The 22,171-nt window shown below is 58.6% G+C and carries 21 protein-coding genes; 9 read left to right on the top strand and 12 right to left on the bottom strand.

Annotation, left to right across the window (positions count from 1 at the left end; translation table 11 throughout):
* Nucleotides 1–150: 150 nt before the first annotated feature.
* Nucleotides 151–573 (bottom strand): hypothetical protein, encoded by a 423-nt coding sequence (locus BPHYT_RS35935; protein WP_012430921.1) that lies wholly within the window; start codon nt 571–573, stop codon nt 151–153.
* 305 nt (nt 574–878) lie between these two features.
* Between BPHYT_RS35935 and BPHYT_RS35930 the strand changes: the two genes are divergently transcribed.
* The 9 genes from BPHYT_RS35930 to BPHYT_RS35890 all read left to right on the top strand — a co-directional run bounded on the left by BPHYT_RS35930 (nt 879) and on the right by BPHYT_RS35890 (nt 9,418).
* A complete protein-coding gene (locus BPHYT_RS35930; RefSeq protein ID WP_012430920.1) occupies nt 879–1,271 on the top strand; it encodes an NAD(P)H-binding protein in 393 nt (130 codons plus the stop codon).
* 135 nt (nt 1,272–1,406) lie between these two features.
* Complete coding sequence (locus BPHYT_RS35925) at nt 1,407–1,976, top strand: hypothetical protein (RefSeq protein ID WP_007176046.1); 570 nt, start codon at nt 1,407–1,409, stop codon at nt 1,974–1,976.
* Between the two features lie 98 nt (nt 1,977–2,074).
* Complete coding sequence (locus tag BPHYT_RS35920; protein WP_012250652.1) at nt 2,075–3,511, top strand: helix-turn-helix domain-containing protein; 1,437 nt, start codon at nt 2,075–2,077, stop codon at nt 3,509–3,511.
* Nucleotides 3,508–4,365, top strand: a complete 858-nt coding sequence (locus BPHYT_RS35915; protein WP_012427050.1) for an ExeA family protein — start codon at nt 3,508–3,510, stop codon at nt 4,363–4,365. The genes BPHYT_RS35920 and BPHYT_RS35915 overlap by 4 nt, the downstream gene beginning before the upstream one ends.
* A 1-nt stretch (nt 4,366) precedes the next feature.
* Nucleotides 4,367–4,582, top strand: coding sequence for a hypothetical protein (locus BPHYT_RS35910; RefSeq protein WP_012250658.1), 216 nt, complete (start codon nt 4,367–4,369; stop codon nt 4,580–4,582).
* A 55-nt stretch (nt 4,583–4,637) separates the two neighbouring features.
* Nucleotides 4,638–5,165, top strand: coding sequence for a LysR substrate-binding domain-containing protein (locus BPHYT_RS35905; RefSeq protein ID WP_012430919.1), 528 nt, complete (start codon nt 4,638–4,640; stop codon nt 5,163–5,165).
* A gap of 590 nt (nt 5,166–5,755) precedes the next feature.
* Entirely contained in the window at nt 5,756–7,102 is a 1,347-nt protein-coding gene (locus BPHYT_RS35900; RefSeq protein ID WP_012430918.1) for an MFS transporter, read from the top strand.
* Nucleotides 7,103–7,107: 5 nt separating this feature from the next.
* Nucleotides 7,108–8,400 (top strand): Rieske 2Fe-2S domain-containing protein, encoded by a 1,293-nt coding sequence (locus tag BPHYT_RS35895; protein ID WP_012430917.1) that lies wholly within the window; start codon nt 7,108–7,110, stop codon nt 8,398–8,400.
* Between the two features lie 13 nt (nt 8,401–8,413).
* The gene (locus BPHYT_RS35890) at nt 8,414–9,418 is read left to right on the top strand and encodes a PDR/VanB family oxidoreductase (protein ID WP_012430916.1); all 1,005 of its coding nucleotides are present in this window, start codon (nt 8,414–8,416) and stop codon (nt 9,416–9,418) included.
* A 203-nt stretch (nt 9,419–9,621) separates the two neighbouring features.
* Here the strand turns inward: BPHYT_RS35890 and BPHYT_RS36835 are convergent, their stop codons facing one another.
* The 11 genes from BPHYT_RS36835 to BPHYT_RS37775 all read right to left on the bottom strand — a co-directional run bounded on the left by BPHYT_RS36835 (nt 9,622) and on the right by BPHYT_RS37775 (nt 22,065).
* Complete coding sequence (locus BPHYT_RS36835) at nt 9,622–10,134, bottom strand: MarR family winged helix-turn-helix transcriptional regulator (protein ID WP_012430915.1); 513 nt, start codon at nt 10,132–10,134, stop codon at nt 9,622–9,624.
* A gap of 521 nt (nt 10,135–10,655) precedes the next feature.
* Nucleotides 10,656–11,057, bottom strand: coding sequence for a response regulator transcription factor (locus BPHYT_RS35880; RefSeq protein WP_012430914.1), 402 nt, complete (start codon nt 11,055–11,057; stop codon nt 10,656–10,658).
* Between the two features lie 116 nt (nt 11,058–11,173).
* On the bottom strand, nt 11,174–11,638 hold the full coding sequence (locus tag BPHYT_RS35875) for a sensor histidine kinase (RefSeq protein ID WP_012430913.1): 465 nt from the start codon (nt 11,636–11,638) through the stop codon (nt 11,174–11,176).
* A gap of 754 nt (nt 11,639–12,392) precedes the next feature.
* A complete protein-coding gene (locus BPHYT_RS35870; RefSeq protein ID WP_012430912.1) occupies nt 12,393–13,673 on the bottom strand; it encodes a hypothetical protein in 1,281 nt (426 codons plus the stop codon).
* A gap of 72 nt (nt 13,674–13,745) precedes the next feature.
* Nucleotides 13,746–14,390, bottom strand: a complete 645-nt coding sequence (locus BPHYT_RS36830; RefSeq protein ID WP_012430911.1) for a type 4 pilus major pilin — start codon at nt 14,388–14,390, stop codon at nt 13,746–13,748.
* 13 nt (nt 14,391–14,403) lie between these two features.
* Nucleotides 14,404–15,522: a type II secretion system F family protein gene (locus BPHYT_RS35860; protein WP_012430910.1), complete on the bottom strand. Its 1,119-nt coding sequence runs from the start codon at nt 15,520–15,522 to the stop codon at nt 14,404–14,406.
* A 23-nt stretch (nt 15,523–15,545) separates the two neighbouring features.
* Nucleotides 15,546–17,564, bottom strand: coding sequence for an ATPase, T2SS/T4P/T4SS family (locus tag BPHYT_RS35855; protein ID WP_012430909.1), 2,019 nt, complete (start codon nt 17,562–17,564; stop codon nt 15,546–15,548).
* 6 nt (nt 17,565–17,570) lie between these two features.
* Nucleotides 17,571–18,371: a hypothetical protein gene (locus tag BPHYT_RS35850; RefSeq protein ID WP_012430908.1), complete on the bottom strand. Its 801-nt coding sequence runs from the start codon at nt 18,369–18,371 to the stop codon at nt 17,571–17,573.
* Nucleotides 18,372–18,379: 8 nt separating this feature from the next.
* Nucleotides 18,380–19,768 (bottom strand): hypothetical protein, encoded by a 1,389-nt coding sequence (locus tag BPHYT_RS35845; protein ID WP_012430907.1) that lies wholly within the window; start codon nt 19,766–19,768, stop codon nt 18,380–18,382.
* A gap of 2 nt (nt 19,769–19,770) precedes the next feature.
* Nucleotides 19,771–21,567 (bottom strand): hypothetical protein, encoded by a 1,797-nt coding sequence (locus tag BPHYT_RS35840; protein WP_012430906.1) that lies wholly within the window; start codon nt 21,565–21,567, stop codon nt 19,771–19,773.
* A 12-nt stretch (nt 21,568–21,579) separates the two neighbouring features.
* The gene (locus BPHYT_RS37775; protein WP_012430905.1) at nt 21,580–22,065 is read right to left on the bottom strand and encodes a toxin co-regulated pilus biosynthesis Q family protein; all 486 of its coding nucleotides are present in this window, start codon (nt 22,063–22,065) and stop codon (nt 21,580–21,582) included.
* Nucleotides 22,066–22,171 lie beyond the last annotated feature (106 nt).

Raw genomic sequence — 22,171 nt, 5'->3', positions numbered from 1 at the left:
AACGAGTGTGAATGGTGTGAACCAGGCCTGAACTTATCAACCGGTTTCAGACTGTTGTCGCTCTATCCGATTGACCGCTGCAGGAGACCCGCAGCAGGTCGCCTTTATCCGCCAGCGCTGGCGCTCGCCGACCTCATCGGTATAGCCGCCTCATGCAGTTTCCGTCAGGATGTCGGCGTTGAGGCCGAATTCGCGCGCAATCGATTGCAGCCTGTCGCCCCATTCCGCGACGCCGAAGACGTCGTGTACATTTTGCAGGCAGCTCAGCAGATTGACCGTCTGCGGGTCGTAGACGTTGATCTTCGCACGCAATAGCGCTCTTCTCAGCGCGGCGACACCCACATCCATATAGGCCGGCACTTCATTCGTCTGCTTGCTGATATAGCGAATGGGAACCCCTTCCATTGCGCTCAGGTAGTCACGTGGCTTGATGAAATTGCCGACAGGGCACCCGCCGCAGTAACCGCGATATGCGCCGCCACCGCGCGGCAGGAGCGATGCCCCGAGCTGCCGGAAAAGATGCTGGGCCGCCTTGTCAAAAATGACTTGCTGGCTTAGAAATTCGAGGGTCATGGGGTTCTCCTGCCGCAACCGGGTTTGCGCGATAGCCGGGTCTCGCTTTGTTCCGGGCAACAACCTGCTCGCTGCTTCTGCCGGAATGAGACAAGAGTAGGTTTTGCCGAAGCGCGAATCTACTCTACGGTGGGATATACCGATGCCGCGTTAGCGTAAGCGGCTTATACGGAGGTATAAACGTGTCAAAATTATAAATGCTTAAAGGTCATTAATTTAATGACATCCATGCTCTCGTGAAATTACTTCGCCGCGCCGAGAATGTCGCTTAACGCGGCGATGGCCGTATTCTCGGAGCAACCAGCATGTATGCAATTACCGGTGTGACAGGGCAGGTGGGTGGCGCGGCGGCACGCGCATTATTGAAAGCCGGGCATGCCGTGCGCGCTGTTTTACGCGACGAAAGCAAGGCGGCGGAATGGACGAAGCGGGGCGCCGAAGTGGCGATCGCGTCGTTCGACGACGCGGACGCCCTTGCCGCAGCGTTCAGCGGTACGGCGGGTGTCTTTGTCATGGTGGCGCCGAACTTCGCGCCGTCCCCGGGTTATCCGAATGCGCACGCTGCGGTAGCGGTGTTGAAAGAGGCACTGACCCGGGCACAGCCGGCGCGGATTGCGGCGCTCTCATCGGTCGGCGGGCAGCGTGAGTCCGGGCTCGGCTTGATCACGCAAGTGCATATTCTGAGCGTGAGCACGTAAATCGATGGGAATTCGGGGCGTTTTGAGCAGCTTGCGTGATGTAGCGGTGGGGGTCTCCCTCAGGCATCTTGCACAAACGACGCCCAAGGGAGAGTCTCGTGTCTGCCAAGAACCGAGACTTCCAGAGTGTGCCACGTGAGTGCCCGCGATCCCAACTTCTATCACCTGCTGTTACGTATCGATCAGGACTTCGCCGAACAGACCCGCGCGCAGCGTTGTCGCTGCGGTGGCGTACTCCATAGCGCCCGCTACCCGCGCAAGCCGCGCGGAATTTCATACGAAGCCCGCTGCCACTGCGAGTTCCGCTACAGCTTCTGCTGCGCCGACTGTCGCCGTCGTACCACGCCATTCTCGGTGCGCTTTCTCGGCCGGCGCGTCTACACCGCCGCAATCATGATTGTCGTCAGCGCCACGCGTGCGAGCGCCGGTACGGCCGCGGCAATGCGCCAGCTCGATGCGCTGGGCGTGCCACCCTCGACGATCGCGCGATGGCGGCACTGGTGGATGACCGGGTTTGTCGGCACACCGTTCTGGGCGCTCGGACGGGCGGCGTTCGTGCCGCCCGTCGAGACCGCACAGGTGCCGGCAAGCCTGCTCGAGCGCTTCGCTACCACGCAGCCTGCCGAGCCATTGCCATGCCTGCTGCGCTGGCTCTCACCGCTCACCAGCGGCAGCGCCGTGAGCACCCTGCGTGAGGGACGGTAACCGCCCGCAGAACTTGTCGCTCGCCCCCCTCGGACTGCGCCGGTAGTCTCGCCTCTCCCCCGAATCGCGGCGCGGTGCGCCGCATCCCTGGAGAGAGCATGACTGAACTTCACGATTTACCCCTGCGGGATCGTTGGGCGCGCCTGCGCTTTGCGGTTGTGGGCCCCTTGCTGGCAGCACCGCCTGAACCCGGGCAGGTGCGCGAACTCATCACCGCGCTGGCCGCCAAACGCTGGCGTCATCCCGTCACTGGCGACGATGTCCAGTTCGGCCGCTCCACCGTTGAGCGGTGGTTCTACCGGGCCCGCAAGGCGGCCCACGATCCGGTGGCGAGCCTGCGCGACCGCAAGCGCCCCAGCGGCGCCGGCGCAAGCCTGTCGCCTCAGGCGGTACAGGCGATTCGCGCGCAGTACCGGGAACATCCCGGCTGGACCTGCCAGTTGCACGTCGACAATCTCAAGGTCACGCTCGGCCCGGCGAACCTGCCGTCGTACACGACGGTGCGTCGTTATCTGCGTGCGCAGGGCCTGTCCCGTGAACGCAAGCCGCGTCATACCAGCGCCGGCGCGATGCTCGCACGCGATCGCCTCGAGAAGCTCGAGGTCCGCAGCTTCGAGGTCGAGCACGTCAACGCGCTCTGGCATCTCGATTTCCATCACGGCTCGCGCAAGCTGCTCACGCATGATGGCCAGTGGATCACGCCGATGCTGCTGTGCGTGCTCGATGACCGTTCGCGCGTCGTCTGTCACGCGCAATGGTTTCTCGATGAGACCGCACGTAGTCTGATCCATGGGCTCACCCAGGCGCTCCAGCGTCGTGGCCGGCCTCGCGCACTGATGACCGACAACGGCGCAGCAATGCTTGCCGAGGAGACGACCGCCGGCTTGCTCGCGCTCGGCGTGCTGCACCAGACGACCTTGCCATATTCGCCGTACCAGAACGCGAAGCAGGAAACGTTCTGGGCCCGCATCGAAGGGCGCGTGATGGCCATGCTCGAAGGCGAGCCCAATCTCACGCTCGAACTGCTCAATCAGGCCACCCACGCGTGGATCGAGCGCGAGTACCACCACGCGCATCATTCTGAGATCGGTGGCACGCCGCTCAAACGCTATCTGGCCGGCCCCGATGTGGGCCGCGAATGCCCGTCGAGTGACGCGCTGCGCGCCGCATTCCGTATCGACGTGACGCGCGCCCAGCGGCGCTCGGATGGCACCGTGAGTCTGGCCGGCACGCGCTTCGAGATTCCCTCGGCCTACCGGCACCTGCAGCGCGTGCACCTGCGCTATGCGCGCTGGGACCTGAGCGGCGTCGATCTCGTCGACGCCGGCAGCGGCGCCGTGCTGTGCCCGCTGCGGCCGCTGGACAAGGCCGCCAATGCTGATGGCCAGCGCAGGCGACTCGATGCCGTCAATGTCGAGCCGCCACCGGCCAGTGCGCCCGGCATCGCGCCGCTGCTACGCCAGATGCTGGCCGACCACGCCGCAACCGGGTTGCCGCCAGCCTGGATTCCCGCCAACTGGCAGGAGGAGGCATGAGCCAGCGTCTGCAAGCCCTCTACGGCCTGAAGTGGAACCCGTTCTCGCCGGAGCTTCCCCTCGAAGCGCTGTACGTGCCGCCGCGCGTCGAGAACTTCTGCTGGCGCATCGAGAACGCGCTCGTGCGCGAAGGCGGCTTCGCGATGATCCACGGCGAGCCGGGGACCGGCAAGAGCGTGGTCATGCGCGTGCTGGCCGAGAAGCTCGAGCGACTGACCGATCTGACAGTCGTCTCGATCAATCATCCGCAGAGCAACCTTGCCGACTTCTATCGCGAGATGGGCGACATCTTCGGTCTGGAACTCCGGCCGCACAACCGCTGGGGCGGCTTCAGGTCGCTGCGCGACCGGTGGATGTCGCACCTGCAAAGCACGCGCCGGCGCCCAATCCTGCTGATCGACGAAGCGCAGGAAATGAGTCCCGGCGTGCTCAACGAACTGCGGCTCATGGCCAGCGCCCGCTTCGATTCGCAGCCCCTGCTGTGCGTGGTGCTCGCCGGCGACACGCGCCTGACCGACAAGCTGCGGCGCGACGAACTGCTGCCACTGGGCAGCCGTATCCGTTCCCGCCTGGGGACCGAGAAGGCTTCGGCCGACGACCTGCTGGCCTGCCTCGAACATCTGCTCGCCAGCGCCGGCGCCCCGCAGCTGATGACACCGCCGCTGCGCCACACGCTGTGCGAACACGCGCTGGGCAACTACCGCGTGCTCACCACGCTCGCCAACGAACTGCTCACCACCGCCGCGCAGCGGGAACTGTCCGAACTCGACGAGAAGCTGTACTTCGAGGTCTTTGCACCATCAACACAGTCCTCGCGCCGCACGCCAGCGCGTCAACCCAACGGAGCCCGATGACATGTCCCGTAAAGCATCACCTCACAAACCCAACGCCTCCCGGAGCTTGCCATTGCCCGAGCTCTCCGACGAGGCAGCCTACATGATGCAGTTCTTCATCGAAGACCTCTATCTGTGGTTCAGCCGCGCCTACGCCACCCAGATCCGCCGCTATCGCGAGCCCTGGTACCGCGGTCCGACACAGCCGCCACACCAGAGCATTGACGAGCCATTCTGAAACGACAACGGGAGCTTCATCGCTCCCGTTTTACTTCGTCCCTCGAACATCATTTATGTTGCTCATTGCCCCATCGATTTACGTGCTCACGCTCACACTCCGTGACGGGTGGCTCGACATTGGTTTCGCCAGGCAATACCGCAACGAACCGGACATCGAGTGCGAAGAAGTGGTTCGCGAACCGGTCGTCCTCGCCGTTGCGTCATCGCATCCGCTTGCCAGACGAAGCAGCTTGCCAATCGCTGCATTGCGCGATGAACCCATGGTGGTTTTCCCTGGTATGTCACGACCGAGCTTCGCAGACGAGGTGCTACGGTTTTGCGAAGAGGCAGGCTTTACCCCCAATGTTGTCAAGGAAACCGAAGATTTGATGGCCTGTCTGACCCTTGTCTCCGCCGGGATTGGTCTGGCACTCGTACCAATTTCGGCTATGAGTATTCATCTACCGGGGGTCGCCTTCGTGAAAGCACTCAAGCCGAAGCCCACTAGCAGCGTGTACTGCGTGTACCGGAAGAATGAGCAAAATTCGAGTCTGCCGGGTTTCCTGAACCTGATTCGATTACTCCGGCGAACCGGGTATTGAGCGCGTAGGTCGATCACTTTCAGTGGCACAACCCGTGCAGATCTGCCCGGTTTTTCAAGCGCAAACTTCTATCTGGAAAGTTGTCCCCTAACCCCGAGGGGCGTCCGGCAAAGGCTTGCGAATACGTCATGTCGGGCGCGTAGCGCCCTCCCTCCTTATTCATTGATGCACCCGGTCTGATCAGGCGGCGCGGCGCCACGCCCGTGCTGCGGGTCGCCTCCATGTCGCGAGCGCGCCATCGACGTCAATTAATTGCAATTTGCAATTTGCAATAATTGAAATTTGCTCATATGATGGTGATCACGTGCCCTGGAGACGGGTGCTGATCAATCGGCTCGTTGCTCGCGCTGGGAACGAGACGGGATGGAACTTTTCAGAGAACGAAATTTTGTCTGATGGCTTGTGAGTTTGGTCCATACGTGGGCCGCGCCGTGGCCTGTCGGTGTTCGACGGAATTGGCATTTCGCTTTATTAGCAATGCAGCCTGACGAGGTAGAGCGTACCGCTTGGGCTATTGGTCTAAATAATAAAAAAGCTACGTGATTTCGAGCGATTGAATTGTCGTATTCATATAAATAATAGGCGGAGACATGTTTTCATTTCACGGTAAATGGCGGGCCTGGATCGTCGTGGCCCTGTTGTTCCTGTTCATGGTCATTAACTATGCCGACAAAGCAGTCATCGGATTAGTTGCCGTGTCCCTCATGCACGATATGTCACTGACGCCCAGGCAGTTTGGGTTGATCGGCAGCAGTTTCTTCCTGTTGTATTCCGTTTCCGGGATCGTATTCGGATTCGTCGCCAATCGCGTGAAGACACGCTGGATCCTGGCCTTTCTGGCCACTACGTGGGCCATCGTGCAATTTCCCATGATCGGCAACGTAAGCCTGCCCATGTTGATTGCGTGCCGGATCTTGCTTGGCGTGGGGGAGGGGCCGGCCTATCCGGTTGCGTTACATGCCTGCTACAAATGGTTCGATAACCATGAGCGTAGTGTTCCGAACGCGATCATTGCTCAAGGACCCTTTACCGGCATGATGCTGGCCGGACCGATCTTGACGTACTTCATCGTGCGTTACGGTTGGCATTCGGCATTCCTCGCGCTTGGGGTGATAGGCATCGTCTGGGTCGTGCTGTGGTTGCTTCTGGGTGCTGAAGGAACGGTCGACGTCAAGGGAGCAACACAGGAGCAGGACGATCGAGAGGTCGTGCCTTACGGAACGCTGTTGACCGACCCCACGGTCATCGGCAATTTCATTTTGTGGTTCGCTGCATTCGCTGTGGTGGCGCTTTGCTTCACGTGGATTCCAGCCTATCTGCGCATGGGCCTGGGCTATTCGGCGACATCTGCGGGATGGTTGTTTTCGATGATCATGGTGGCGCAGATTCCGGTCGCGATTGCGCTGTCGTGGGTTTCCGAAAAGCTGCTGGCCAATGGTATGTCATCCAGGATGGCAAGAGGCGCACTGGCTAGCGGTGCGATTGTCATGGCTGGGGCAATCTTCTGGGGTATTGGCTCAATCGCGAGCCCGGGAGCGAAGGTCGCGTGCCTTGCTGCTGGCAGCGCGATGATTCAGTTCATTGGGTGGCTGGGTCCGCTGATGCTGGGCGAGATCGTATCCGTGCGACAACGCGGGGCGCTGCTCGGGATACACAACTCGATCGGCACCGTGGCCGGCCTGGTGGCCCCCGCAGTAATGGGTTTCGTTATCAATGACACGCTCAACCCTGCCAAGGGTTTCGAGCATGGATTTGAGCTATTGGGAGCGCTGCTCGTGTTATCCGGACTGATTGGCCTCTATCTGGTCAACCCGGAGAAATCGAGGATGAAGTTCTCCCGACTGATTCAAACGAACGAGTCCCGGCGGTCTGCCGACGCCGGAATATCAAATCCGATCTCCCACGATGGTGGGCTCATCAAACAAGGTAAGGAGTAACTCCCGTGATTACACAACAAGAGAATGCATTGCTTACGAATACGGACGCGGATAGTCCGATGGGAGAGATGATCAGAAGCCATTGGATTCCATTTCTCTGCGAACACGAACTCCCCGCGGCTGACGCTCCACCGCAGCGTATCAAGTTGCTGGGAGAAGACTTGATTGTGTTCAGAGACAGTAACGGCAAGCTGGGCATGATTGACGAGTTCTGTCCGCATCGGGCCGCGAGTCTGTTTTACGGTCGCAATGAGGAAAATGGCATACGGTGCATCTATCACGGCTGGAAATTTGACGTCAATGGAAGTTGTGTGGATATGCCGTCTGAGCCGGCCTCAAGCACTATCCGGGAATGCATGAAGATCAAGTCTTATCCAGTACGCGAATTTGCAGGCCTGGCGTGGGTATATATGGGCAGCGAAACACCTGCCCCTGAATTGCCGCGATTCGAGTGGATGGAATATCCGGCATCGCATCGACATATGTCGCGTTGGCAGCAAGACTGCAACTTCCTGCAAGCGCTTGAGGGAGAAGTCGACGAAGCGCACGTCGCCTTTTTGCATCGTCGCCTGGACAATCCTCAAGTACCGAAGGAATCTCTGTTCGGCTCATATTTCCAGGAGGGCCAGGCGCCGCGCTGGAAAATTCTGGAAACCGACTTTGGCCTTGCTTGCGGGGCACGCCGTCACGTAAAGAATGACCAACCATTTTTCTGGCGTGTAGATCTGTTCTTGATGCCTTTTTACACCATGATCGCACCCAGTGACGATCAGAATTCACGGGTGTGGCGCGTGTGGATTCCACGTGACAATGAAAGCCTTTGGTCGATATGTGTGACCTACCGTAAAGATGGGCCACCTGATGCCGCTGAACTTGGCCTATGGAAAGACGGTGTTGTTGCCCATCGTAGCGTCATTCCAGGAACGACCACACCGGTAGAGAACAAGAGCAATGATTATCTGCTGGACCGCAACGTCCAGCGTGAGGTTTCGTTCACAGGCATTCATGGTGTCCGTGGGCAAGATGCGGTGGTAACTGAAAGTTGCGGTCCTATTGTGGATCGGTCGCGCGAACACCTGGCCTCCAGTGACACCTCGATTGTGGCAATGCGTAATCTCATGCTTCGCGCCGCCAGGGAAGTGGTGAACGGCGTGTTGCCGCGCACGAGTGCGGGCGGCGATATATATAAGGTGCAGAGCTATTCGGGCTTGCATGAAGATCCGACAGATTTTGACCATGTTCCTGGGGTACTCGAGACCATCGGTATTCAAACGAGAACTGAAAAACAGGCAAGTTGAAAGAGGAAAGAACATGTCACTATCAACAATGAATGGATTCGAAAGCAAGGTCGACGCGGATACGATGCACCTTACGGTTAGCGAAGTTGTCTCGTTGACTTGCAACACGAAGCTATTGCGGCTGCGCAGTACGGATGGTCGAATTCTTCCGCGGCATGAAGCGGGCGCACACATTGAGGTCAAAGTCACACTCCCCGATGGCCGGCAAGCCTGGAATGCCTATTCACTGATTGGAAATCCAGCTGATCGTTCGGTGTTTGAGATTGCGATCAAGCGGGAAGAGACAGGGCGGGGCGGGTCGCGCTATTTGCATGACGCGGTATCCGAGGGGGGAATATTGGAGGCGCGCAGGCCAGTCAACGGTTTCTCACTGGACGCAAGCGCTACCAGCCACCTGCTCATAGCAGGCGGGATCGGCATTACTCCGATTTACTCGCTGTCGTCGCAACTGTCCAGATTGAAAATCAGGCATCGTGTTATTTATTGTGTACGCGATATGGAAGATGCTCCGCTTCTCGAGCGGTTGAAGCAAAGTGCCTTCGCCGAGGTCGAGTGTCACGCGGATAACGGACAGATGCAGCGCTATTACGATTTCGAGAATCTGCTACGCGACCCGGTGGACGCGCAACGTATTTACGTGTGCGGTCCGGAGCCCTTCATCCGGGCTATTTCCCGAATCTGTGAGCGGCAGCAATGGAATCGCGGCACAGTGCGATCTGAAAACTTTGGTGGTATTCGAGGCGCTCCCAACCCAAAGTTGACCGTACATTTTGCAAAGAGAAATAAGACCATTGTGGTAGAGCAGCCAGAAACTATAGTCGATGCAATGGTGCGCAATGGGCTCGATCCGCTTTACGGGTGCAAGCGTGGCGAGTGTGGCATATGTGCAGTGTCGGTTATGAGTGGCGCGCCGCTTCATCGCGACATGTTTTTATCGGAAGAGGAAAAGAAGTCACAAAAATACATGTGTACATGCGTCTCCTGGAGTGCATCTGAAGAAATTACTTTAGACATGTAGTCGCAAGCCAGAAAACCAGCAGGCCGCAGCAACACCTCATGGGCTCGGCGGGGGCCAACTTACTTGATATGTAGCGCTGCGGTCTGCATGCCCTATCCCAAAGATAGGGCTGAATGCAATCATCTTGATATCATCAGTAGCCTGATTCGGGGACATATATGCCAATAGTCACCGTTACTGAAAATATCGGCACGCTGTGTCCGTTAAGACTTCGGATCAGCCACAAACGACTTCCATGAGCGATCAGGTGTGAGCAACTGGCCGATATGCTCCTCTAGTTTTAAAAGAATATGGTCGAGTTGATTTGATTCGTTCTTCGACAAGACACTGAACACAGCCCGCTCAACTGCGAGCGCTACGGGCACTATCTGGTCATAAACTTTGCGCCCTCGTGCGGAAAGCCTTAACTCAATCTTTCGCCGATCTTGCTGGTTTACCCGCCGGGTCAAAAGCCCTCTTTTTACCAAAGCGGATGTGGCCCGAGTAATCGAAAAAATATCAATAACAATAAATTCAGCAAGATCCTTGGCGGACATGGGGGCATGCTCAGCCACGGCAGCAATAATTCTCCACTCTGTTTGTGAGAGATCAAATTCTGCTTCGTACATCTCCGCGAGTGCCAGGGTCAGCTTATTTCCCAAAAAAACGAATCTTGCGTTGCGCCAATCTTTCAGTCGAAATTCGCTATGCGGTAAATTTTCGTCTTCGCTCTTCATTGGATTGATTGAATATTTTTCAACAAACCGGTCTTAGGTCTGAATGGATTAATAATATGATTGTTTCAAGACTACCCTAAACAAAGCAAGTCAGCGTGTCTACGATGATGCGATTCTGCCATTCTTTCGTCGGGAAACGGGACGTGTGCTTCGCCCACTTCGGTTCACGCATTCTATCTCCGTGCCGCAGTTTGCGCTCTCAGCAAAGGATTCGTGTTCCAGCAGGGCCACTTAGCCAAGCTCGACAACGAGTATCCGTGCTTCTTGCCGCAAAAGCAATTGCGATTGAACCGTTAATCATCAGGTCGAGCTGTGGGTGAATGTCGGACTGTTAAAATCCACCGATTTCCGACCCATAGTTTTTATCCAGATTGGACCTGTCCCGAGACCGCGCAGTGCATCTATTTCGATGGGTATAACTTTTTACCGTCTGTCGTCTTTGAAGCTTTATTTCTCCGCGGCATTGAAGATGCGCGGCGAGCGGCCGACGAGCAGGGTGCCTGCACGGCCTCGCTGATTCGCTAGGGATTGCCCAGAGCGACCGAGAGCCAGTGAGTCATTGCCGTGGCCTGGTAAGGCTTCTGCAGCAGCACAAGTGCGCCGTTACTCGCGGCTTTTGCCTGCAATGCCGGCGTCGGGTAGGCACTGATAAAGATGGTGACCGGGGCATGTCCCTGGGCACGAAGGCGCTCATGCATTTCAATACCCGACATTCCGGGCATGCGGATGTCGGAAATCAGGCAGGAGGTCTGGGCGACCTGTCCGGATGCAAGAAATGCCTCTGCCGATTCATACATGCGTACCTGCCAGCCAAGCGACCGGATAAGGCTGCCTAACGCGACACGGACGGCTGAATCGTCGTCGACAATGGAAACGATTGGCGTAATTTGCAAAATGCCCCCTCGACTATTCTCTCCCGGCATGACGTGTGGTCGATGCCGCCTGTCTCTTCTGATTCGCAGATTACTTCACAACGGCGTTCGGTGACATCGTACGAATGTATAGGTGAACCTAACCATGCGCACGCTGTCGCCGCGCGTCACATCCCCACCTCCTCCTTTACCGCTGGCGGGAGGCTGAACGAGAACGTCGCCCCACCTTCAGGGTTGTTGGAGGCCCAGATTTCGCCACGATGGGCCTCGACAATAGAACTGGAAATGGCCAGCCCCATTCCCATGCCGGAACTGCGTGTCGTAAAGAATGGTTCGAAGAGTTGTGGAAGATTGGCTTCCTGGATGCCGGTGCCCGTGTCCCTGACTGCTACTACAACGTTGCCATCCGGGTCCATGCGGGACTGGACAGTGAGTTCGCGCCTGCCGTCGACGCTCGCCATCGACTGCAAAGCGTTGATGATAAAGTTGATGAGTACCTGCTGGAGCTGCACACGGTCGCCCAGTATCAGCGGCAGGTTCCTGGCAAGACGACGTGTCAGCGCGCCACTCTGGCGCTCAATATCGCGCCTGATGACGGCGATCGCTTCGTCAATCCGGTCTGTGGAAATCACCTACCCCAACCATCACCGTTGGCGGCACAACCGTGCTGGGAGCGTCGAATAGCGCAGAGGCATACTGCCCCGCCGGTCAGCAAGTCGTAGCGGGCGGTGGTGCTTGCCAAGGCGGCAATTTGGAATCGAGCTTTTGGGGAAATGATGGCGGCTGGTACGCTCGATGTAACGGCGGATCAGTACAGGTTTGGGCCGCCTGCATGAAGATTTAGTCTATCCGATCCTGCTGGACTCAGCGATCATCAGTTCGAGTCCAGCAGGGGTCCAGTGACCTACGACTTGATGCACGAGTACAGCCAGTGCGTAGAGATTGCGCCGACGTTCGCGCGCCAGTATCCGGCCGGGCACCCGTTGTAATAGGGATCGAATCCCTGGCACAAAGTCGAATTTTGCTCGACACCATTTCCCGCTCCAAAATCCGACATCCCGCACATCGTGCCGGCGGACGTTTGCCCCGCTGCCGTCCACACACCGGATTGGCAAGGGCGACGCCCAGCTATGGCAGGCAAAAATGCGTGGTGTACATCGAGTCCCACGCGTTATTGGCGTAGGACTGTCCCGTATCGTACGCGTAGTCACCAAATCCGCTCGGGCAGGAGCAATTTCCAGTGAGTGGGTTCGACTGACAGCCTGTTGAACCGGCCACCACGGTCGCACTGCCCAAGTAGTGGCGAATCACGTACTGACCACCGTAGTTTCCAGGCGCTTTCCACACACCGGATTGGCAAACCGACGCTCCAGTCTCTAACGGGCACTATTGCGCGCAAATGGCATGCGCGATGCACGAGCCGCCGTTCCCTTCATTGCAGTAATAGGCGTTGCCGGACGGCGCGCACGTACGGGGGCTAATTTCCCGACCATCACTGCCGCGATACATGTCACAACTTCCCCCCGTCAGCGTATACGGGGCAGGACAGGCTGCAATCGCCGACGACTGCCATCCACCTGAATCGACAGCGATAGTGCTGACTGATCCGGCCGCTGTCCACACACCGGATTGGCAAGAAAGTAGTTGGCCGTTCGGATCGGTCGTAACGCCGTTGCCACTACAGCCGTAGCCGGCCCAGGCGAGCGCCGGAAGCTGCACGAGGTTGTGCGCTGTAAGAACGCCGTTGACCGTGTGGTTTCCCGCCACATACTCGTCGCCGTTGACCGTCGCGGAGTTGGTATTCACCGCACCGGTTGTCGTCGTGCCGGCAACGTAGGCATTGCCGTTGGACTGCGCGTAGTTGGCGACAACCTGATTGGCTGACACCGTGCCGCCGACGTTCGCATTGCCGTTGATGGTCGCAGTGCCGCTCACGTTCGCCGTGCCGGCGTTGACCGTGTTCGCTTGTGCGAGGTTAGCGGTCATGGTGCCGACGTTAGCGATATTTTGCCCATTGGCGTTCATCTGCCCGGTGAGCGCCCGTGACCCATCGAGTTTGTAGTAGGGCAGGGTGTCGACGTAACCAGTTGTGAGCATGCCGGCTCGCATCATCAGTTGTCCGGCTGCGTTGGTTGAATTCGGCATCGTCCAGGTGCGCCCGTAGGACGTGTACTGTCCCGGACTACCTGCGAGCGATTGGCCGCCGTCGAGTCCCGCTGCGGTGACTGCGTATGAAAGAAGATCATTCCGAACCGCGCCGTTGACCTTGTACTGACTGGATGTGATTGTTGCCGGAAGCTGGCAACCAACGCCTGGGCAGTTAGTCGGCGTGATATTGACCGCAAAGGACAGTTGAGACGGGTTCGTAGTCGTGTAACCTGCCGGCAGGAAGCCGTTCGTCTGCAATTCCGCGAGCGTCGGCGCTGTCGGATTCGCGATGGTAATCGCAGTGCCAGTCGGATTGGTCAGCGAACCGGTGGTACGGCCAGAAATGACATCACCATTCACAGCGACGTACTTGTTGACCGCTTGCTGAAGGCCGTACATATATTGGCCGGTCTGAACAGCGTTGTTGACCTGCGCCGTGCGAACCGCCTGCATGTCGGCCTGGGAAATCGCGATAGCTCCGATAGCCATCGCAAGCGTTGCGTCGATAATCAACGACATTATTGGCCCTCCTCGTGAAAGCAAAAGGCAGGCATCGAGGACCGATGCCTGCCATACCCCGGTGTTCGCAGTTTACGACGAACGGGTGACGACGATGGTGTTATTCGTGTCGGTGCATTGCATTTGTTGCGGGCTGAACGTGCCGCCGTATGCTTTGACGGTCGTGCCGTTTACGGTGACGGCCCCGGCCGCCTTCTGGACAGCCGTCACAAAGTTCTTGCACGTCGCCTGATCCTGGCCGGTCAACGTGTATTGCCCCGAGTCGTTGGCGCTAACGAGCGTGCCGGGCGCGACGGTCATAGTGCCGCCAGTTGCGAGCGTGATGTTGCCGCCGCCGCCGTCCGTCCAGGACGTGTAGTTCTTGAAGATACCTGCCTGGTCGGCGTTGGCGGTCGTGAAGCTGGCCCAATTACCCTGAAACGTCTGCCCGGCATCGGCCGACATCGACGTGAAATCCTTGATAAGCGCTTGTGCGTTGCCCTGACTGTTACCGCGCAGATACGCTGCGACAGAGATAATCAGAACCGCGGCGGCCAGCAGCGACCAGAACAGATATTCGCCGGTCGTTGCGCCGGCCTGCCGGCGCTTCAAAGGATGGTTGATCGAAAGACTGCGATCAAAGGCACTCGCCGGCCGCAGCGCGGGACTGAGCGATTGACCATTCGCAGCGATGTCTTCGTGGTTGACTGTTTGTGCTTCGTTGATGCGGTGTTGCATGGCGTAATTCTCCTTAGCGCATGTAAGCATTGAGGGTAACGGCGTCCTGAAACTCAAAGGACAGGTAGTAAAAACCGGCGGAAATCGCGAACACGATTCCGACCATGATGACGCGAGAGATAAACTGGATTCTTTGTGCGCGTTGCTCCATCTCCTTCGGAGTTCGTTTCAGGATCGTCTTGCCCACCTGGTCAAGCATGTCCGACATGTCGGCGTACTGCGCGATGTCGATCATTCGGTACTCCATCTTCTTGCTGACCATACCGGTCGCGAAGTTCTCGCCCTTACCCTCGGTGTTGTTTTCCATGTTGGCGAGAATGCGGTTGATGTGCCAACGCACCCACGGCGTAGCCTCAACCTCCATGCGCTGCAACGCCTGCGGAACCGGCAGAACAGTGTTGTTGATGTTCTGTGTGATGGTCGACAGCGAAGTGAGGAACTGTGCCGCACGAAACTCCCGATAGAGCTGGAAGTGCAGGATGTGCCTATCCAGCCACGGCCGAAACGGGCCGATGTAATTCGGTACGGCCCATATGGAAAGGCCGATGAAGAGAAAGATCGAGGCGAACCATAGCGGCCAGAAAGTACGGACGCTGTAGCTGAGTGTGTGCATGAAGGATGCGACCGGTCCTACGTCGTAGATCGACATATCGTGAGGAAGGCCGGATTCGATTTTTGGAATGATCGAGAACGAGTAGAAGCCGACGTAGAACTGCAACACTATGAACACGAGAATGCTGGACGCGAACACGGTCATCATGGCTTCTTTCGTCTTGTCGAGGCCGGCAATGACTTCCGAGAGCGCGAACAGTCCGGCCTTCAAATCGCCCGCCTTCTCGGAAATGGCGATAGTGCCGATATCGTCGTCCGGCACGGTGCCGCGCACGGCTTCCGCAAACGATCCTTCCTCGCGGAAAGCGTTAAGCCAGTGCCCGGCGAGCTTCCCAACGGGCTCTTTCGGATAGCGTTCTGCATAGCGAGTGATGAACGTTGTGATCCGCGTGCCAGGCTCGGCCTGCATGCTCTCGGCCAAGTCGTTGTAGAAAGTCGCACGCTCCTTCTTGAAAGCACGTTTTTGCCGATGCAGCGGATCGGTGAACGGGGCTATAAGGCGGGGTATCAGGCTGAACATATGGACTTGCTCGCGTCAATGGGTCACTGGATGGCTGCGGCCGTTTCTTCAACGGCAGAAGGCATGCGTATTTCCGCTGCTCCGTTACTGCTACCGTTGACGTGGCGCGGAGCGGAGAATCGTTCGGCCTGCGACACCATCTGCTTGAGCTGGTGTTCGTAAGCGTCGATTGTCTGGAAGCGGCGTTCGACTTCTGAGAAGCAGAGTTCGCCCTGTGTGACGTTGAACATAGCGATTTCCATCGGGGTCTTTCCGTCCGAGTTATCGCTATCGAAGCCAGCGATTCGCATGCTCCGATAGAGCCGGTAAAGGCCGATGTTGTCTGCGGCGCGAATGGTGTCGAGCATGTCGTAGTTCGGCTCAACCATTTGCGCGACGAGTTGGCGACCACGCAGGCCGTTGAGGTCCGGCACGCCTTCGCGAGCGCAATGGGGGCAACCGAGAGGATTGCGCACACGCATGCTCTTCACGTCGAAGTGGAACAGGCGTTCGACGCGATGGAGCATTGCAGGGTCGGCGATGCGCCTCGCCTTGCGAGCGAGCCGCGTCACTACGGGGTCATGCACAGCTCCGGCAGAGAGGATGTCGTCCAGCAGTTTCACCGTCTCTGGTGCAGTAGGATCGAGCGAGCACTTCGCACAGTTCTTCGGCACGAGCGCCTGATAGACGAGCAGCTTCAGGAATTCCGGCAGCGATATAAGCTCACGCGTGAGCCCGAATTCCTCGGATACCAGGCGTTCGGGAATCATGAGGGCGTTGGGAGCGTGGATTGTCGTGAGGACACGCTGACCGGACAGCACAGAATCGCGGAAGGCGCTCGCCGTATTGCGGTCACGCAATTCGCCGATCCACGTCACGTCCGGGTCCATCCGCTTGTTCATGAGCTTGAACGCAGTGAACGTATCCTTGTTGGAATCTTCGCCAAGACGACTCGCCGTAGAGTGCTGATTAGCGCCGGGGTGACGAAGTGGATTTTCAACAGGGTCTTCAGCCGTATTGATTTCCACGTCGTCGGGCAGCATGCTAACCAGCGTGTAGACGGTCTTACTCTTACCTGAGTTGACCACGCCGGACATGACAATAGCGCCGCCTGCGGAGTACAGGTTCCGCTCCCAAATGGGAACCTGGTGTGCGGTGAAACCTGCACCGCCTTTCTCGCGACCGAGCGACGTGAACGCTGCTTCCGCATCGAGCCGCTGCATCCGCAGCACGATTTTCAGTCCGTCACTGACCGGCAACTGCCCCCAGCGAAAGGACATACGCATCCCGGCTATAGTCTCTTCAAGCTGACACTCAAGCGGCAAGGACAGACTAAAGTAGTTGGCCGTATTCGAATTACCGTGGAAGCTGTACAGATAGCCCATGATGTTCGAGAGCTGCGATGTCAATACACGAAAACGTCGTGGCCTCGCAACGCTACCGTCCATACGGAAGCTGACTTGCGAATATTCCTGGCTAGTTCGAAGGCGGATATGGAAGTCGGACACTTCGTTTTCGACGGCGAACATAACGAAGTTGACGAAGTGATTCCAGAGCGTGCTCTCGCGCTCGGTTTCGTTCGTCTTGACGCCTTGCGGGTCGCGCGAGCGAAGGGCCAGCTCCGAAAGGACGTTCTGCGTCGCAACATACACGCAAGGGGACGCCGCCCGGTACTCGCGCGAGAGTGCCTGGATGACCGCCTCCATCATGTCCGACTTCAACATGTGCTCAACGACCACGACAGCGAACGTTCGCTTGCCGTCCGTGGCTTCGCCGGCTATCTGGATTGGACAGATGTGGTCAAGGTGTTCTGGCAGCACGAATTCTTTCTGAAGAGTCCGCGTGAACTTGGGCAGGTCGCTAACGGCGATGACTTCGCTTTGAGCAACAACAACACCATTGAAGATTTCGCCCTCACGCACGTCAGATGAACGCACGACGACGCGATCAAACTGCTTTTGCGGCAGTGTGATCGGCGCTACCTGTGCCGGCTGTTGCGCACCGGGAACCTTGCGGCCAAGCTGGCCGAAGCGGTGCTTCAAACGTTGGATCAGTTGCTTCATGGCGACTTACCTTTGCTGGAAACCGAAGAATGGCGGCTGGCCCAGCCCCGGCTTTTGCTCGGCCTTCAGTTCGGTCGGGTCAGCCTGTACGTCAGCCTCACCGGAGAAGGGGACAGTGCGGACGCGACCGTGCGGGTCGATGTACGAAAGCTCGTGCGTCGAAATTTCTTTGACGGTGTAGCGGCCGTGCGACGTGACGAACCGCTTACCCTTGTAGACAGCCTGCACGAGCCCGTCGATAGCCAACAGGCCGTGATAGTTGTCCGGGCCGCCGTCGACGTGCATGCCATACACGGCATAGAAGCAGGCAGCATCGCCATCGCCGCAAGAATCACTTGCGCGGCGGGGCTTCTTCGGCGCGTCAGCTTCCTGCGACTGTTGCATGCGCGGCGGGGGCGGCAGGGCAGCTTGCAGCGGCTGCTGGGTCTGTTGACCGTTATCGCCGTTGAGCTTGGCGGACTGGTCCTTGAACGCCTGTCGGTTTGCGAGGTCTTCCCAATCGCCGAGCGTGGGCCGTCCATCCGTAGCGATACGCGGCATCAATGCGGTGGCCGCAGTGGCTTTAGTGGCTGTGGTGGCGGCTGGCACCGACGCCGCCTGACTGACGCTGGTAACGTGCGGCACGTCGACTTGCGCACGCGGAGCTGCGGGAGTAGGCGCAGTGACGGGAGTCGTGGCGGGCGTCGTGACGGGCGTCGTGAGCGAGGGCGACATGAGACCGGGGGGAGAGGACGGTGTTGCCGCGCGCACGGCGGGCAGCGTCCCGAACAGAATCAGCGTGGCAGTCACAAAGGAATGGGTTTTCATTACGCGTCTCACTTTTTAAGGCAAGCAACAACTTGATTACGGGTGATGACTTCACCGGTCAGGTCTACCTTGAACGGCGTCTCGCCCGGCGCAGGCGATTGATCGACAGTCACGGCAGCCGCAGTGATGGTCGTGTACGCGGGGAAGGTCGAAAGCAGCTCGGCGTAGCGCAGTTGTGATGCGATGTGCCAGCTTGCCCAAGTCCATGTCTGTTGCCCGCATGGCACTACCCCGACCATGCCCGGAGCCGTCAGAAAGGCCGCAGGCGCTCCCATAGTCACGTTCCCGCCGGCTCCGTTCCCGGTCGGCGTGGTCAGTGCGCCGGCCCGCTGAAGCTGCGACATGAAATGCACGTCCCGATCCGAAGCAAGCCCCGCGTCGTGCAGCATTGTTCGTAGCAGCATTGGTCGGAAAAGCGTCGGCTCAAGAGAAACGACATACGTATCTTTCGTCGGGTCATAGACGGCCCTGCTACGCCAGTCGGCCGGTATGCTTTTCATGAAAGATTCGTTCGTGGCGACCGCGCGCGCGGTGCGCGCATAGGTGAGCTTGCATTGCGTCTTGCCGTCCCACGGGATGTACGAGGCGGTAGGTATCGATTGCTTGTTGTGGAACAAGCAATCGACTGCCTGGAACGTCCAGCCGCCATAGGACGGAGACAGCGACCGAACCCAGCCATACCAATTGACGTAATCCTGTGCCGGGACGATAGGATCGTTGACGCGGCTCTGGATGAACTCCTGGTATTGCTGGGCCGGGTCTTTCTGTTGCTCCTGAGCGGGCTTCGGAAAGAAAGCGTGCAACCACCACGGCACAAACACAGCAGCGACTACGCCGGTCACTGCGACGTATGCGAGCGCTTTGTAAAGACCCTTCCTGCTAGGTACTTTCAGGACGCAAGACGAGTCGGCAAGCGTCGCCAACTCATCGAGCGTGAAGGCCGTAATGCGCTCGGTGAACGGAAGGTCAGCGTCGCCTACAAGGGCGAAACCTTCGTCGCCGCAGAGGTTGCCGAACTGCTCGTAATATTGGCGAACCTCATCGGCACTGAGCTTGTCATGATCGAAACCCCGGCGCGGCCGGCCGCCGCTGATACCGACCATTGCGAAACTGTCGTCCGGCGTCTTCAGTACAAGCAGCGCGTTTGACGGAAGCCCAGGCAGGCGCTTGAAAGCGATTGCTGCCGCGTACACGGCCGCTCCGTTTCCTGGAGTTCGACTACCTGTTGCGGGTGGCATCAAGCCGGCGAACGGACTTTTCCCGTCGTGCCACATGAGGGGAGCCTTGGCCGTGAGCGCCTGCTGGGTCGCGGCCGACGACGGCGAATTGCTGTTGACCAGCAATCGCCACTCAAGCCCGAAAACCAGTTTTTTGCCGTTTTTCTCGACAATCTTCACGATCAGAGTCCCCGGTTATCGGACTGGCCGGCACCCATGTCGCGGATCGACGCGCTGATGACGAAAAGCGTAGTGGTACGCGAGTCGCTATCGTTGACGGAGCCCCCCGCAAGCATCGGAATCTTGTACCCGAGCGCGCTACGCTGCGACTGCAATTGAGTGCGGTCGTGAGCGGCAAGAACGATGATGCCGCCGTTGCGCACGATGCCATCGGTCGACGCACCGTACTTGTTCTTGTCGACTTCCTGAACGGACTGCTGATTCGCGCCTTGCCCCGATGTGAAAGTCTGGATAGGGCCGTTCAGCGCCGAGTTGTCCATCGAGACGCTAATCGAAATGTTGTTGTCGTCCGTCACGGTTCCGTAGATCAGGAACTTCAGACCAACGGAGTCCATCGAGGTCGTAATGCCCGGCGTGCCGCCAGTTCCGCCGACAGTGGACGCGGCCGGCGTCGTCTGCGAAACATAGGAGAACTGGTTTACGTTGTCGTAATAGCCGGAGTGGCGATTCTGTACCTGCATCGGAATGTCATCCGTGCTCACGGTGTAGCCAAGCTGCGCGATGGCATTGACAACAGCCTGCGTTCCGCTGAACTGGCCGGAAGTGATTTTCGTGGTAAGTGAACCGGCGGCGGCCGTGGTCAACGTCAGGGGAGACGTGCTCGAAATGATGAAGCCCGGCACGTTGTTTAGTGCTTTCGTCAGCAGCGCTTGCCAGTCGACGCCGAGCTGCCCTGCATTGCTGCGCGTGATTTGCACGACGCGGATATGGTAGGAAACGAGCTTGTTCAGCAGTGCGCGATGGAAATTGATGATTCCCTCTGCGCGGTCAACAGCGTCTTTGGTGTCGGTGAGCGTGATAGTGCCATCCGCGACGTTGCCCGACACGGAGCCGGAGCGGGTCATGACCGTCTGGATATCGTTGAGCATCGCTGTCATTTCGTTGACGTTGGTTGCTTCCGACTTGTTCGCGTTCTTTTCGTTGACGCCGTTCAGGGCGTTCGGGTTGTTGGACTGCGCCGTACTGGTGTCGAACTGCGTGTTGTACGACATAGAGCCCGGCTTGACCGGCAATGCCCAGGTTTTTGTCTGCATCCGGTAAATACGGATGACGCCCTTCTTCGAGTCGTAGGACCAGTTGACGCCGAGCCGGCTTGAAATCAGGTCGAGCGATTGAGAGAGCGGCATTTCGTCCCGCTGGATATCCACGTCGTCGGGTGTATCGAGGGACGGCGTAGCGGTATAGCTGGCCGAGACCAGACCACCACCACTGCCGACAGCACTATCGAGCGGGGGCAGAGGGCCGGCCGCAATGCGACCGCCTCCGACCGGAGCGGCAGACGGGATTGCGCCCGGCGCGGCGGCACCGCTGCTACCTGCGTCATCGAGCTTTTGCGCGCGCGGGAGCAGGGCTGCTTGCGGCAGATAGACGTCGGGCGAAATCACGACGTTAATGCCGGTCGCGAGATTGATCTGTTCGGCCGCGACGGCGAGCTTGACGCGCTTGCCCGGAAACATCAGGGCGGTTTTCACGTCCTTGCGCAGAGCCAGCGGAAGGTTCGCGGTGGGCGATAGTGCAACGCTTTTTCCCGCGAGATAGGGATGATCCACGAACGCGTTACGGCGGCGCACTTCACGCGCGTTGTCGATTTGCTGGACTACGCGATCGGACAACTGTTTGGCCGCGTCGGTCTGTTCATTCGCGGCCTTTGGAATGCCTTTCGAAAGTTGCGGGTCGATACAGCCGGTGAGGGAAGCCGCTGCGAGGGCGGGAATCAGGGCAAGACGGATAGCTTTCATGACCGGCCTTGGTTAGTTATTGTCAGGATTGCAGACGACACTTACTGGAACGATCCGCACGAGGCTATTGCTGTAGAAGCACGGATGAACCGGCATGTCGGTTCCGTCCGTTGAGTCCGTGACGGTTAGCACGGCATCGGTGAACGAGCCCGAGAAAGAGTATTGGCCGATCACGGGGATGTCCTGCGGCACATCCCATACGAGTGTCCAACCGGCCAGCGTCGACCAGCGGGCAAACAACCGTTGGAACGTGCTGTCGGCCAGCTCAACACGCCACACAGGCTTGATGTCCAGGTGCGGCACGGCCGGCGCAGCAGCGGCGGGGATGGACGGGGAAGCGACGGCGGCCAGCGACGGCGATGCTGGGGGAACTGCCGGCGCTGCGGCGGCGGTGGACGCCGCAACTGGTTGTGCTGGCGTGGGCGCACCGCCCTCGATGACGAGTTCGGCATTACAGGCGAGCGGTGCCAGCAAAAGCGCGAAAAGTAGCTTCCTCATTGCATCCCTTTTTGAGTTGACGTTTGAGCACGGGACGGCCCGCCTCCGACTACAGGCGAATGATATCAGTTTTAAAATGATATCTTCGTAAAAATGATATCATTCT

Source organism: Paraburkholderia phytofirmans PsJN, from assembly GCF_000020125.1.
Lineage (GTDB): Bacteria > Pseudomonadota > Gammaproteobacteria > Burkholderiales > Burkholderiaceae > Paraburkholderia > Paraburkholderia phytofirmans.
This window is presented reverse-complemented; position numbering and strand designations above follow the sequence as displayed.

Bases quoted from the DNA above. Each gene is read 5' to 3' on its own strand.
- BPHYT_RS35890 (WP_012430916.1), top strand. From the start codon at position 8,414: ATGTCACTATCAACAATGAATGGATTCGAAAGCAAGGTCGACGCGGAT.
- BPHYT_RS35850 (WP_012430908.1), bottom strand. From the start codon at position 18,371: ATGAAAACCCATTCCTTTGTGACTGCCACGCTGATTCTGTTCGGGACG.
- BPHYT_RS37775 (WP_012430905.1), bottom strand. From the start codon at position 22,065: ATGAGGAAGCTACTTTTCGCGCTTTTGCTGGCACCGCTCGCCTGTAAT.
- BPHYT_RS35930 (WP_012430920.1), top strand. From the start codon at position 879: ATGTATGCAATTACCGGTGTGACAGGGCAGGTGGGTGGCGCGGCGGCA.
- BPHYT_RS35905 (WP_012430919.1), top strand. From the start codon at position 4,638: ATGTTGCTCATTGCCCCATCGATTTACGTGCTCACGCTCACACTCCGT.
- BPHYT_RS36830 (WP_012430911.1), bottom strand. From the start codon at position 14,390: ATGCAACACCGCATCAACGAAGCACAAACAGTCAACCACGAAGACATC.
- BPHYT_RS35880 (WP_012430914.1), bottom strand. From the start codon at position 11,057: ATGCCGGGAGAGAATAGTCGAGGGGGCATTTTGCAAATTACGCCAATC.
- BPHYT_RS36835 (WP_012430915.1), bottom strand. From the start codon at position 10,134: ATGAAGAGCGAAGACGAAAATTTACCGCATAGCGAATTTCGACTGAAA.
- BPHYT_RS35920 (WP_012250652.1), top strand. From the start codon at position 2,075: ATGACTGAACTTCACGATTTACCCCTGCGGGATCGTTGGGCGCGCCTG.
- BPHYT_RS35900 (WP_012430918.1), top strand. From the start codon at position 5,756: ATGTTTTCATTTCACGGTAAATGGCGGGCCTGGATCGTCGTGGCCCTG.
- BPHYT_RS35840 (WP_012430906.1), bottom strand. From the start codon at position 21,567: ATGAAAGCTATCCGTCTTGCCCTGATTCCCGCCCTCGCAGCGGCTTCC.
- BPHYT_RS35935 (WP_012430921.1), bottom strand. From the start codon at position 573: ATGACCCTCGAATTTCTAAGCCAGCAAGTCATTTTTGACAAGGCGGCC.
- BPHYT_RS35860 (WP_012430910.1), bottom strand. From the start codon at position 15,522: ATGTTCAGCCTGATACCCCGCCTTATAGCCCCGTTCACCGATCCGCTG.
- BPHYT_RS35915 (WP_012427050.1), top strand. From the start codon at position 3,508: ATGAGCCAGCGTCTGCAAGCCCTCTACGGCCTGAAGTGGAACCCGTTC.
- BPHYT_RS35910 (WP_012250658.1), top strand. From the start codon at position 4,367: ATGTCCCGTAAAGCATCACCTCACAAACCCAACGCCTCCCGGAGCTTG.
- BPHYT_RS35870 (WP_012430912.1), bottom strand. From the start codon at position 13,673: ATGTCGTTGATTATCGACGCAACGCTTGCGATGGCTATCGGAGCTATC.
- BPHYT_RS35855 (WP_012430909.1), bottom strand. From the start codon at position 17,564: ATGAAGCAACTGATCCAACGTTTGAAGCACCGCTTCGGCCAGCTTGGC.